This window comes from Burkholderia sp. Ax-1720 (genome assembly GCF_011753035.1).
Lineage (GTDB): Bacteria > Pseudomonadota > Gammaproteobacteria > Burkholderiales > Burkholderiaceae > Burkholderia > Burkholderia gladioli.
Genome location: NZ_VWWK01000053.1, coordinates 26,138 through 38,432, shown reverse-complemented (window position 1 = coordinate 38,432; position 12,295 = coordinate 26,138). Strand labels below are relative to the sequence as shown.

Genomic DNA, 12,295 nt, shown 5'->3' with positions numbered 1-12,295 from the left:
GTAGTCGCGCTGCGAGAGGTCGATGGTGGCGAGTTCCATGTTGCCGTATTCGCGAACCTGCACCTCTTGGTTGCCGGGATCGCTGTCGGCCTCGGCGAGCTTGCCGCTCCAGCCGAACCAGATGCCGCCGCGCTGCTGCAGGCTGTCGTTGAGCGCGACGGCCAGGCCGCCGGCGGCTTCGTTGTCCGGGTCTGCTGTCCGGTTCGATACGACGATGAGACGGCTCACGGATACCTCCTGGTGATGACGATGCGGATGAGGACGCGATCCGCCGCCACGGCGTGCACCGCGCCGGCGGGCGGCGCGCTGGACGGGCAGCAGGCATCGGGCAGGGCGCCGGCGCGGGCCGGGGGCACTGGCCGATACAGGCCTCGCGAGGCGGATCGGACGGGACGAGACGACGATGCGTTCCGGCGCGGGCCGCCGATGCACGTCGGCGGGCGAGCCCCCGGCACGCGGGCAGCAGCCTTGCGCGGGACGCCGGGCCGTTGCCGGAAGAGGAACGGGCCCAGCGTACACCATCAATAAGACATGCGTTCAGGACAGGCGCGGGCGCAGGCAGCCGAGCGTGGCGTCGGGGACGGTGGTGAGCAGGGTGTGGATCGCGAAGCTGACATCGGCGCGCGCCAGGTCGAACCAGACCGCCATGCGGGCGCGATGCGCGTCGATATGCGAGACGTAGACGCCGAGCGGCGAGCGCAGCAGCGCGCGGCGTTGCGCGCAGAGATAGTCGGCGCTGCCCTCGAGCGTGACGGGCAGCAGCACGCGCGGGGCGCTGTCGCGGGCGAGCGGCGTGCTCAGCGAGATCGACGAGCGCGTCTGGCGCGCTCGTGCCGGGCCGATCGAGACGATCGGGCGGGCCTGTCGGCCGGTGGTCTGGGAGGTGGACGTGGCGTTGCGGGTAGCAGGCATGATGTCGGCGGAGAGCCGCGGTTACGAACACAGCCTCAAGGTACGCGCCGCCGCGTAAACGTCTTGCAAAAATATGGGCGGGCGCAGCAAAGAAGCGGCAATCGCGGTTGGCGGCCGGATGCGAGGTGCCTGCCAGGGGGAAATTGATTCGCTGCAGCAATCAATGGAGCAATTGGCGTGCCTGAAACGTATCCAGTCCAGTCGACTTTCCGGCGCCGATCGCTCGCCGCCCGCGCCCGCTAGCCGCCGTCGACCGGATCCGCCGCCTCGCCGCGCTGGCGGTTCGCCAGGAACTCCCTGACCAGGGCGATCGCGGCGCGGCAGGTCTCGAGATCGAAGCCGTGGAGGGTGGTGGCCGGATCCTGGCCGAGCTGCGTGGCCAGCCAGCGTATCCCCTTGGCGCGCGCCTCGAAGGCATTGCAGCCGTCGCGGCGCATCTTGGCGGCCACCAGCGGCTCGAGCGCCGCGTGCAGGTCCGATTTCGCCTGGCGCAGCTCGGCATTGGCCAGCCGGCCGAGCGGCACGTGGCGGCGGCTGCGCGGGAAGATGCCGATCCAGGCGTCGCAGGGCGGGCAGACCCACAGTTCGCCGTGCTCGTCGCGATACGGGTAGGCGGCATCGCCGAAGCGCGCGAGCAATGCCTTCTCGCCGCAATAGTCGCAGACGGGTTGAGGCAGGGCGGGAACGGGACGGCCAACGCGCATGGGCTGGGGATCGGTGAGCGGGATCGGAGTGGGAGCAGGCCACAGTATACGGCGGCCCGCCGGATGTCCCAATCGAATGCCCAAACCGGGCGCGGTGGCCCGGCTAGGCCAGCACCACGCCTTGCGGGTCGCAGATCCGGTTGCGACCGGCGGTTTTCGCGTGATAGAGCGCGGTGTCGGCCAGGTTCACGAAGGCGGCATCGCTGGATGCCGCCGCCTCGCCCGAGGTGACGATGCCGATGCTGACCGTGACGCGGCCGTAATGGCTGGCCGCGTGCGGAATCGCGAGATCGTAGATCGAGCGGCGCACGCGCTCGCCGAACTGGGCGGCGCCCCGCGCATCGGTATCGGGCAGCGTGACCACGAATTCCTCGCCGCCGTAGCGCGCGACGTCGTCCGAGGGGCGTTGCGCGCAGCGCGTCAGCACCCGGCCGACCTCGCGCAGCACCTCGTCGCCGGCCGGGTGGCCGTAATGGTCGTTATAGGCCTTGAATTGGTCGATATCGACGAACAGCAGCGACAGCGGCCGGCCGGTCCGTTGCGTGCGCAACCATTCCACATGCAGCGTGGTATCGAACGAGCGCCGGTTGCCGAGGCCGGTCAGCGCGTCGGTGCGCACCAGCCGGCGCAGTTGTTCCTCGGCGCGCTGGCGCCGCCGCAACTCGTTCGAGAGCAGCACCGAGCCGGCCGCCACCACCAGCGAGAACACCAGCACGATCGCGCCGAGCCGTTCCGCGCGATGCCGCCATTCCATGTAGATGTCGCTTTCGGCCGGCGCCACGTCGACGATGATCGGCAGCGTCGGCAGGCGCTTGTAGACATACAGCCGGCGCGTGCCGTCGAGCGAGGCCAGGCCCGCCACGGCGCCCTCGGGATGACGCATCGCGTCGAGGAACACGGTGGCGCGGCTGACGTCGCGGCCCACCATGGAAGGGTCGTAGGGCAGCCGCGTGATCAGCGCGCCGTTGGTGCCGAGCACCGCGGCCGAGCCGTGCGGCCCCACCTGCAGGCCGTCGAGCAGCGAACGGAAGTAGTCGACGCTCAGCGCGCCCACCACCACGCCGCCGAACGAGCCGTCCGGATTGTCGATGCGGCGCGACAGCGTCAGCATCGGCTGGCCGCCGTGCAGCGGCGAGGCGTAGGGCTTGCTGATGAACAGCCCCAGCCCGGGATGGCTGCGGTGGATCGCGATGTCGTCGCGGGTGGCGAGATTGGTCGGCGGCGGCGTATCGGCTCGCGAGTCGATCACCACCCGGCCCTCGGCATCGACCACGTAGATGGTGCCGAGGTAGCGGCCGGTGGTGGCGCGGTCGAACAGCACCAGGTTGCGCAGGTGCGGCGGCAGGGCCATCACCGCCGGCTGGCGCATGCCGTCGACCACGGCCTGCAGCGAGAGATCGTACTGCTCGATGCTGCGCGCGATGTCGCGCTCCAGCACCAGCACCAGCACCAGGTTGCGCGAATTGCCGGCCGCGCGCTGGTAGGCGTCCGAGCGCGACTGGTAGAGCACCAGCGCGCTGAGCGCCCAGAAGAACACCAGCAGCAGCGCGCCCGCGACCAGCACGCCGGGCGGCGTCAGCAGGCGCGCCGCGGGCAGCTTCCAGGCACGGCGCGGCGAATCGGACAGGCGATCGGGCATGAGGTGAGCGGGTGCGACGGAACGAACGATGAACGGCGCTTCGCGAGGCGGCTCGCGGCCGGCCTCGCGCCGGGCTCGGCGGCCGCGGCGCCGGCCCGGCGCGCATCCAGCCCGATTATCGGAGCAAATCGGGCGCGCGCGCGAGGCATCGGCGATTTAGTGGCGAGAGAGAGACAGGCGCGTGCCTGATGCGATGCAGCATCGATGCGCACGAAATGAAACCCGCGCCGGCGCGCGGCACAGGGCTTCGCGCCCGGCGACGGGAATTCGCGTTTCCGCTTGCGGCTTCGGCCGCAGGCTTTCGTCTGTCCGGCAGCTCAGATACTGAGCTCGGACAGCAACTGGTCGGCCAGGAAATCGCAGGGCGGGCGGTTCGAGCGCGCACTGCGCGCCAGCACGATGTCGAGATCGGGCAGCGCCGGCAGGCCGTGCGCGGGCCCCTGCTGCGAGAAATGCGCCGGCACCGCGCAGCGCGCCAGCGGCGCGATCGCGAGCCCGGCCTCGACCATGCTGAACAGGCCCATCAGGCTCGGGCTTTCGTAGGAAGTGCGAAACGCGATGCCGGCCGCCTCCAGCGCGCGGATCGCGTTGGCGCGCGCGACGCTGCCGGTGCCGAACAGCGCCACCGGCAGCGGGCGCTCGTCCCATACCGGGCCGCCGCCGGGCGGCCCGGCCCAGACCATTGGCTCGGCGCGCACGAAGGCGCCGTTCAGGCCGCGCATGCGCGTCACGCAGGCCAGGTCGATGCGGTTGTCCTTGAGCAGCGGCGCGAGTGCCCGGCTCGGCAGGCCGACCACCTGGATCTCGACCTTCGGGTAGCGCGCCGAGAACTTGCGCAGCACCGGCGGCAGCAGCGAGGAGGCGTAGTCGTCGGGCACGCCGATCGTCACGCGTCCCTTGACCTCGGGATGGACGATCGCGGCCCAGGCCTCGTCGCGCAGCGCCAGCAGGCGCCGCGCGTAGGCGACCAGGGTCTCGCCGTCGGGCGTCGGTACCACGCTGCGCGCGCCGCGCACGAACAGCAGCTTGCCGAGCGACTGCTCCAGCGCGCGGATCTGCATGCTCAGCGCCGATTGCGAACGATGCACGCGGGCCGCGCCGCGCACGAAGCTGCCGGCATCGGCCACCGCCACCACCATCGCCAGCACGTCGAGATCGAGGGATTTCATTGTCTTCAGAAAAACTGAACGAAAGCTTCAATATAACGCGTTTGTCTGATGGCTGACCGCTGCGCATACTGGGCCTCATGTCGTCGAAGCGACCCGATCGAGGCAGGATCGAACGCGATTCGACAGCCGGCCGTTCCATCACACGCGATGCCGCGCGACGCGGCGGGGAGATGCAAGCGATGTTCTCGAACTACGACGAATTCCGGCAGCGCGGGCTGCGCCTCGACATGTCGCGAGGCAAGCCCGCGCCGGCCCAGCTCGACCTGGCCACGCGCCGGTTCGCCGAGGCCGGCGACCCCGGATATCTCGCGCGCGACGGCGCCGATTGCCGCAACTACGGCTTCGGGCTGGGCCTGCCGGAAGCGCGCGAGTTCGGCGCGGCGCTGCTCGAGCTCGAGCCGGAGCAGGTGGTGGCGGCCGGCAATTCGAGCCTGGAGCTGATGCACGACGTGCTCGCCTTCGCGATGCTGCACGGCCTGCCGGGCGGCGCGCCTTGGCGCGGCCAGGAGGTGGCGATGCTGTGCCCGGTGCCGGGCTACGACCGCCACTTCACGATCTGCGAGACGCTCGGGATCCGCATGATTGCGGTGCCGATGCGCGAGGACGGCCCCGACATGGAGATCGTCGAGGCGCTGGTGCGCGACGACGCCTCGATTCGCGGCATCTGGTGCGTGCCGCTCTACAGCAACCCGAGCGGGGCGATCTATTCGGCGAGCACGGTGAACCGGCTGGCGGCGATGCCCGCCGCGGCGCCCGATTTCCGGCTGGTCTGGGACGACGCCTACCGCTTCCATCACCTGGGCGAGACCCGGCACGCCACGCCGAACCTGCTGGCGGCCTGCGCGGCGGCCGGCCATCCCGATCGCGCCTTCGTGTTCGCCTCGCTGTCGAAGGTGACCTTCGGCGGCGCCGGCGTGGCCTTCCTGGCCGCCTCGACGCGCAATCTCGACTGGTGGGCGCGTCACGCGGGGGCGCGCTCGATCGGCCCGGACAAGCTCAATCAACTGCGGCACGTGCATGCGCTGCGCGATCGCGCCGGCCTGGAGGCGCTGATGGACGGCCATCGCGCGCTCCTGCGGCCGAAGTTCGATGCGGTGCAGGAAGGGCTGGCCGCGCGGCTCGGCGGCCTGGCGGGGGTGGGCTGGAGCCGGCCCGAAGGCGGCTACTTCATCGGCCTGGCCTTGCCGCCGGGCCATGCGAAGCGCGTGGTCGCGCTGGCGGGCGAGGCCGGCCTGGTGCTGACGCCGGCCGGCGCGGTGTTCCCGTATCGCGAGGATCCCGACGACAGCTACCTGCGGATCGCGCCGTCCTTCCCCTCGCTCGACGAGGTGCGGCTGGCCGCCGATGCGATCGCGGTGTCGGTGCGGCGCGCGCTGGAACTCGATTGAGCCGGCTGGCGGGCGTCGCGCGCGATCGGGCGCGCGCTCAGCGCTCGCACTTGAGATTGGCCTTGGGCAGGTCGACCATCACCGGGAAGGTGCCCTGGTCGAGATCGACGCGCGCGACCACGGTGGTCACCGTGCTGTCGCTGTCGTCGTAGACGCTGACGCGATCGCGCCGCAGGTTGGTCAGGCCGGCGCAGCCCGAGGCGCGGCCCTCGTCGGAGATCTTGCAACTGAGCTGGTTGTCCATCAGGTAGCGGAAGCGGTCCCGCTCCGGCAGCGACAGGTATTCGCGCAGGCTCGCCGTGGTGCCGGCCACGCCGTTGGCCATGCCGATCGCGCAGGGCTGGCTCGGCTGGCTGGCCGCGCCGCCGCCGTCGGGGGTATCGGCCAGCGCGGCCGTGGCGGCCAGGCTCAGGGCCACGGAGAAGGCCGCTGTCAGGGCCGATGCGATCAGAGGCTTCATGGTGCGAATCCCGGTGACGGTTCGAAGTGCGCGATTGTAATCGGATCGCGCGCCGGGCGTTCGCGAGGCGGGGATGGGAAGCGGGCGGGGATTGGCCCGCGCGATGGAATAAACCGCCGGCCGGCGGTGTTCTATGAAGTGGCAGGCCCGGGTGCGCGAGCGCCCGGGCCGGCGGCGAGGTTCGACCGGATCAGTGTGGCGCGCACGGCCCCGGCGGAACTCGCCGCCTTGCCATGTCGATGCGGCTCAGCGTCCTGCCGCGGCCCGCGCCACGGGCGCCGCCGGCTCGGCCGCCTGCGCCGCCACCTCGCGAATCCAGTCGGTGGTCTGCACCGGCTGCGTCACGGGCAGCATGTGCCCGCCTTCCACCAGCGTCAGCTCGATACCCGGCAGTTTCTGCTTCAAGGCCTCGCCGTGCTTGCGGTAGCTGAGGATCGCGTCCTGGCGGCCGTACAGCACGCTGACCGGCACGCCCAGCGTCGGGTAGCGGCGCTCCATCTCGGGCAGGTCCTCGGGCGCGGCCACCAGGTCCGACGAGGCCGCGTAGAACGCCTCGGGACGCAGCCCCATCAGGCCGCCGCCCTTGATCGGGAAATCGCGCGGCACCGGCTCGGGCGCGAAGATCGCGTCGATCGCCTTGCGGCTTTGCAGGATCATCACCGGGATGCCCATCGTCAGCGAGGCGAAGCGGCGCAGCAGCGGCCAGCGCAGCGCCAGGCCCTTGAAGGCGGCGGGCGGCTCGGTCTCGGTATGCGTGAGCGGCGCGATCAGCGCGATCCGGCTCACGCTGTCGGGATGGTCGAGACCGACCGCGAGCGCGATCGCGCCGCCCAGCGAGTGCCCCACCAGCAACGGTTTCTCGAGCCCGAGCGTGGCGATGAAGCGCGCGATGGTGCGCGCCTGGGCATAGACGTTGGCCTGCGAGCCCGGGCCGCGCGTCGAGCGGCCGGAGCCGGCGCGGTCGACCACGATCACGCGGTGCGATTGCGCCAGGCGCGGCAGCTCGAGATAGGCGAAGTTGCGAAGCTGGCCGCACAGGCCGTGCACCATCACGATCGGCGGGCCGCTGCCGTAGTCGACGTAGTGCAGGCGGTCGCCGTCGATGTCGACGAACTTGCCCTCGGGCGGGAAGCGGCGCCGCACCTGGTAGGCGGTGAACTGCGTGAAGCCGAACAGCACGACGTAGATGGCGACGACGATGGCGATCAGTTGAGCGATCACGGCATTCCCCTTGTCTCGTTAGAGGGATTCGGACGTGGCGCGCGCGGCGGCCGGCGCGGCCGGGCGACGCGCGAAGCGCATTCCCGGGTCGGTCAGCGAGCCGAAGCGCAGCAGCGCGAGGTCGCGCGCGTAGTTCTGGTGCGACTTCCAGGGATTGCGCAGGCCCTGCTTCGGCAGCAGGGCCGCGACCCGCTGAATATACCCCGAGCTCAGGTCGACCGCCGGCATGCGCGACATGGCCGGATCGTCGAGCGTCGGCGTGCAGCTGTCGTAGCCGTGCGCGCGCATGTGGTTCAGCAGCCGGCAGACGTAGAGCGCGATCAGCTCGGCCTTGAGCGTCCAGGACGCATTGGTGTAGCCGAACGAGGTGGCCAGGTTCGGCACGCCGCTGGCCATCATGCCCTTGTAGGAGACGGCCTCGCCGAACTCGACCGGGCGGCCGTCGACCTTCACCGCGGCGCCGCCGAGCATGCGCACCTTGAGCCCGGTGGCGGTCACCACCACGTCGGCCTCCAGCGTCTGGCCGCTCTTCAACTGCAGGCCGCCGGGCGTGAAGCGCTCGATCTCGTCGGTGACGATCGAGGCCTGGCCGGCCCGGATCGACTTGAACAGGTCGCCGTTCGGCACCAGGCAGAGGCGCTGGTCCCAGGGCTGGTAGCGCGGCGTCAGGTGCCGGGCGATGTCGAAGTCGGGGCCGAGCTGGCGGCTCGCGGCGTTCAGGATGAAGCGCTTGGTGGCTTCCGGGCGGCGGCGCGAGAGGCGATAGAGGTACATCGTCAGCAGCACGTTCTTGGTGCGCACCAGGCGGTGCGCGAGCCCGGCCGGCAGCCAGCGGCGCAGCCGCATCGCCACTTTGTCGCGTGCCGGCAGCGAGACGATGTAGGTGGGCGAGCGCTGCAGCATGGTCACGTGGGCGGCCTCGCGCGCCATCGAGGGCACCAGGGTGACGGCGGTCGCGCCGCTGCCGATCACCACCACGCGCTTGCCGCGGTAGTCGAGATCCTGCGGCCAGTGCTGCGGATGGACGATGCGGCCGTGGTACTGGTCCATCTCGGGCCAGCTCGGCGCGTGGCCGTTCTCGTAGTCGTAGTAACCGCTGCACATGTAGAGGAAGCGGCAGGTGAAGCGCAGCGCCTGCTGCTCGTCGCCCTCGCCGCGCAGCACGTCGACGCTCCAGCGCGCGCTGGCCGAATCCCAGTTCGCGCCGGTCACGCGGTGCCGGTAGCGGATCTCGCGATCGATGCCGGATTCGCGCGCGGTGTCGCGGATGTAGTCGAGGATCGCCGCGCCTTCCGAGATCGCGTTGTCGCTGTGCCAGGGGCGGAAGCTGTAGCCGAGCGTGAACATGTCGGAATCCGAGCGCACGCCGGGGTAGCGGAACAGGTCCCAGGTGCCGCCCAGGCTGGCGCGGCTCTCCAGGATCGCGAAGCTCGCCCAGGGGCAGCGTTCGCGCAGGTGCCAGGCGGCGCCCACGCCGGACAGCCCGGCGCCGACGATCAGCACGTCGAGCTCGGTGCCGGCCTGCGCCTCGCCCTCGCCGGCGGCGCGGGCGGCGGTGGAACTCGTGGTGGGGCGGGCGGCGCCCGGGTTGGCCGTCGCGGACGGCTGCCAGCCGGTGGTGGTGTTCATGCGGCGTCCCTGGTGGTGGTCGACGAAGCGGGATTCGCCCGGCCCGAGCCGTGGCGCTGGAAGTTGCGCTGGCGCGACTGGCGCACGAAACGCAGCACGAAGACCTGGTAGGCCGAGCCGAACAGGCGTGCGAGGCGGTCCAGGCGGCGCGCGTCGGCGCCCACCAGCACGCGGCGCGCATTGCGCTCGACGCCGGCGAGGATCTGGCGCGCGGCCTCGTCGGCGCTGGTGGCGTTGATCAGCTTGTTGGCGGAGCGGCGATGCGCTTCCACGTCCTGGCCGGTCAGCGCGAGGATCTTCTCGTCGATGCGCGAGGCGTTGACGATATTGGTGGCTACCCCGCCCGGATGCACGCAGGTCGCGCTGACCGGCGCGCCCTCGATCTCCAGCTCCATGCGCAGTGATTCGGTGAAGCCGCGCACCGCGAACTTGCTGGCGTTGTAGGTGCTCTGGGTCGGCATCGCGATCAGCCCGAACAGGCTGGAGGTATTGATCACGTGGCCGTCGCCCGATTCGAGCAGGTAGGGCAGGAAGGCCTGGGTGCCATGCACCACGCCCCAGAAGTTGATGCCCATCAGCCACTCGAAATCCTCGATCTTCACCGACTCGGCCGGCGCGGTCAGCGACACGCCGGCATTGTTGAAGATCAGGTTGATCCGGCCATGCGCCTCGCGGGTGGCGCGGGCCCAGGCGAACACCGCCTCGCGCGAGGCCACGTCCAGGCGCTGCGCGGTGACGCGCACGCCCTGCGCGTTGCACAGCGAGACGGTTTGCGCGAGCGCGATTTCATTGATGTCGCTCAGGGCGAGATCGCAGCCGCGACGGGCAAGCTCCACGGCCAGGCTGCGTCCCATGCCGGAACCGGCGCCGGTGATCGCGGCCACTTTGTTCGTGAAATTCTTCATCGCATCTCCTCACGGGGCTTGCCGGGCTGTGGAATCACGGCTTAAATGTGGTGTTGAGCGTCACCAATTTAATCATGCCATTGAGCGATGTCAAATAGCGGAATGGAGAAAACACTCGAAACTCGCCGGAAGGGGCGCCCTTATGGCGGCGTGGCGGCCGAGGCGCGCGCCGCGGAACGGCGCGAGGCGCTGATCGGGGCCGGAACGCGCCTGTTCGGCACGCTGGGCTTTCGCAAGACCACGGTGCGCGCGCTCTGCCAGGAGGCGAAGCTGAACGACCGCTATTTCTACGCGGCCTTCGCCGGTACCGACGCGCTGCTGCAGGCCACCTACCAGCACCATGCCGAGCGCCTGCGCGCGGCCGTCGGCGCGGCGCTGGCGAAGGCCGGCGAGGCGGGACTGGAGGCGCGAGTCGATGCCGGGCTGGGCGCGTTCTTCGCCTTCCTGCGCGATACCTGCGCGGCGCGCGTGCTGCTGCTGGAGGTGATGGGCGTGAGCGCGGAAACCGACATGACCTACCAGCGCAACCTGCTCGAATTCGGCCGGCAGATCGTCTCGGTGGCGCGCGTGACCGATCCCGAGGATCCGGAGCAGCGCGCCGACGCGCGGCTGACCGGGCTCGCGCTGGTCGGCGCGATGACCAATGTCGGCGCGGCCTGGCTGCTGACCGGCTATCGCGATCCCGAGGCGCGCATGGTGCGCAATTGCCGGCACGTGCTGCTCGGTACGCTGGCGAGGTTCGATGCGCAGCGAGAGGGTGTCGCGCAGGCCGACGGCCAGGCGGGCTGAGGCGGGGAAGGCGCGCGCGGGGCGAGAGGGAGGGCCGGCGGGCGCGTTGGCCCGCTCGGAAGACGATGGAGGCCCAAGCGGCTCAAGCGGCCCAAGCGGCGGTTCAAACACCCCAAACCGCGCCCGCCGTCAGACCTGCACCAGCCCCTGCGCGTCGTTGATGCGGATCTGCCGGCCGCGCGAATCGATCAGCCCGTTGCGCTGGAACTTCGACAGCATGCGGCTGACCGTCTCCAGCGTCATCCCCAGGTAGCAGCCGATCTCCTCGCGCGTCATGCGCAGGTTGAACTCGGCCGGCGAATACCCGCGCGCCTTGAAGCGCGCCGACAGGTTCAGCAGGAACGAGGCCACGCGCTGCTCGGCCGTCATGGTGCCGAGCAGCATCATGGCGCGCGACTCGCGCACGATCTCGCCCGCCAGCAACTGGTGCACGTGCTGCTGCAGCAGCCGCATCTCGCGGCAGGCCGCCTCGAGCTGGGCGAACGGGATGACGCACACGGTGCTGTCCTCGAGCGCGATCGCGTCGCAGTGGTGGACGCCCTCGCAGACGCCGTCCAGGCCGAGCGTCTCGCCGGTGATCTGGAAGCCGGTGACCTGCTCGCGGCCGTCGCGATGCATCACCACGGTCTTGAACGAGCCGCTGCGCACCGCGTAGAGGCTGGTGAAGGGATCCTCGGCATGGAACAGCGCGTCGCCGCGCTTGACCTGGCGCGTGGTGCAAATCAGCGCGTCCAGGCGCCGGTATTCGGCATGGGTGAGCGCCGAGGGCATGCAGACGTTGCGCGTGGCGCAATTCGAGCAGCGCGCGCCGGGCTGTTTCGGCGCGTCGAACGGGACGGCCGCGGGCGGCGGCACGTCATGGGCGATCGTAGCGGGCGTCGTGGCAGTCGGCATAGTGGGCTCGTTGGACAGGTTGAGGGCGACGTGCACGGGCTCGGGCCAGCGCGTCGATGGTGTGGCACGCCAGCTCGAACTCGGTGGTCTTGTCGAAGAAGTAGTGCGCGCCGGCCTTGTGGCTGGCGGCACGGAAGGCCGGCGCGGACAGGTTGGTCAGGATCACCGTGACCACCTGCGGCGCGAAGCGGGCCAGCGCGCCGAGCAGTTCGAGCCCGCTGCCCGAAGGCAGGCGCAGCTCGATCACGGCCACGTCGGCGTGGCTCGAGACGATGCCGGCGAAGGCCATGGCGTGGTCCTCCGACTCGCCGACCACCGCCACGCCGGCGAGCGGCTCCAGCAAGGCGGCGACGCGCCGGCGTATCGCGGCGGCCGGCTCGACGACATAAACACGGAGGAGGGTGGCGTCCATCCGGCAAGTATTACAGCCGGGCCGGCGCCGCGAAATCGGCGTCAGATGAAAAGCCGGTAGGTGATTCGCTGAAAGCTGTAGGCCGATTCCTACAGGTATGACGAATCGCTGAACGATCGGAAAGTCGCCGGCCCTTGAATGCCGTGCCCGCCGCAACGATCGCGCCGATCGTC

The 12,295-nt window shown here is 70.6% G+C and carries 12 protein-coding genes and 1 pseudogene; 2 read left to right on the top strand and 11 right to left on the bottom strand.

What is annotated here, in order from left to right:
- The 5 genes and pseudogenes from F3J18_RS17385 to F3J18_RS17365 form a co-directional block, all read right to left on the bottom strand.
- A pseudogene (locus F3J18_RS17385) lies at positions 1-228 on the bottom strand (alpha,alpha-trehalose-phosphate synthase); the annotation flags it as partial.
- 309 nt (positions 229-537) lie between these two features.
- Positions 538-912 carry a hypothetical protein gene (locus F3J18_RS17380; RefSeq protein WP_166913479.1) on the bottom strand — a complete coding sequence of 125 codons (375 nt, stop codon included), beginning with the start codon at positions 910-912 and terminating at the stop codon, positions 538-540.
- A 239-nt stretch (positions 913-1,151) separates the two neighbouring features.
- Positions 1,152-1,616, bottom strand: coding sequence for a zinc-finger-containing protein (locus F3J18_RS17375; protein WP_025101506.1), 465 nt, complete (start codon positions 1,614-1,616; stop codon positions 1,152-1,154).
- Between the two features lie 103 nt (positions 1,617-1,719).
- A complete protein-coding gene (locus F3J18_RS17370; protein WP_166913478.1) occupies positions 1,720-3,255 on the bottom strand; it encodes a diguanylate cyclase in 1,536 nt (511 codons plus the stop codon).
- A gap of 317 nt (positions 3,256-3,572) precedes the next feature.
- Positions 3,573-4,424, bottom strand: coding sequence for a LysR substrate-binding domain-containing protein (locus tag F3J18_RS17365; RefSeq protein WP_013691023.1), 852 nt, complete (start codon positions 4,422-4,424; stop codon positions 3,573-3,575).
- 179 nt (positions 4,425-4,603) lie between these two features.
- Between F3J18_RS17365 and F3J18_RS17360 the strand changes: the two genes are divergently transcribed.
- Positions 4,604-5,812: an aminotransferase class I/II-fold pyridoxal phosphate-dependent enzyme gene (locus tag F3J18_RS17360; protein WP_166913477.1), complete on the top strand. Its 1,209-nt coding sequence runs from the start codon at positions 4,604-4,606 to the stop codon at positions 5,810-5,812.
- A 37-nt stretch (positions 5,813-5,849) separates the two neighbouring features.
- On the opposite strand, the gene F3J18_RS17355 is transcribed toward F3J18_RS17360, so the two are convergent.
- The 4 genes from F3J18_RS17355 to F3J18_RS17340 all read right to left on the bottom strand — a co-directional run bounded on the left by F3J18_RS17355 (position 5,850) and on the right by F3J18_RS17340 (position 10,027).
- Positions 5,850-6,272, bottom strand: coding sequence for a hypothetical protein (locus F3J18_RS17355; RefSeq protein WP_025101503.1), 423 nt, complete (start codon positions 6,270-6,272; stop codon positions 5,850-5,852).
- A 246-nt stretch (positions 6,273-6,518) separates the two neighbouring features.
- Positions 6,519-7,493 (bottom strand): alpha/beta hydrolase, encoded by a 975-nt coding sequence (locus tag F3J18_RS17350; RefSeq protein WP_013691020.1) that lies wholly within the window; start codon positions 7,491-7,493, stop codon positions 6,519-6,521.
- A gap of 18 nt (positions 7,494-7,511) precedes the next feature.
- Positions 7,512-9,122 (bottom strand): NAD(P)/FAD-dependent oxidoreductase, encoded by a 1,611-nt coding sequence (locus F3J18_RS17345; protein ID WP_166913476.1) that lies wholly within the window; start codon positions 9,120-9,122, stop codon positions 7,512-7,514.
- A complete protein-coding gene (locus F3J18_RS17340; RefSeq protein ID WP_025101500.1) occupies positions 9,119-10,027 on the bottom strand; it encodes an SDR family NAD(P)-dependent oxidoreductase in 909 nt (302 codons plus the stop codon). Before F3J18_RS17340 ends, F3J18_RS17345 begins: the two co-directional genes overlap by 4 nt.
- A 102-nt stretch (positions 10,028-10,129) precedes the next feature.
- Between F3J18_RS17340 and F3J18_RS17335 the strand changes: the two genes are divergently transcribed.
- Positions 10,130-10,816: a TetR family transcriptional regulator gene (locus F3J18_RS17335; RefSeq protein WP_205195458.1), complete on the top strand. Its 687-nt coding sequence runs from the start codon at positions 10,130-10,132 to the stop codon at positions 10,814-10,816.
- 129 nt (positions 10,817-10,945) lie between these two features.
- On the opposite strand, the gene F3J18_RS17330 is transcribed toward F3J18_RS17335, so the two are convergent.
- Positions 10,946-11,710 (bottom strand): helix-turn-helix domain-containing protein, encoded by a 765-nt coding sequence (locus tag F3J18_RS17330; RefSeq protein ID WP_017919139.1) that lies wholly within the window; start codon positions 11,708-11,710, stop codon positions 10,946-10,948.
- Positions 11,673-12,122: a response regulator gene (locus F3J18_RS17325; RefSeq protein WP_025101498.1), complete on the bottom strand. Its 450-nt coding sequence runs from the start codon at positions 12,120-12,122 to the stop codon at positions 11,673-11,675. The genes F3J18_RS17330 and F3J18_RS17325 overlap by 38 nt, the downstream gene beginning before the upstream one ends.
- Positions 12,123-12,295 lie beyond the last annotated feature (173 nt).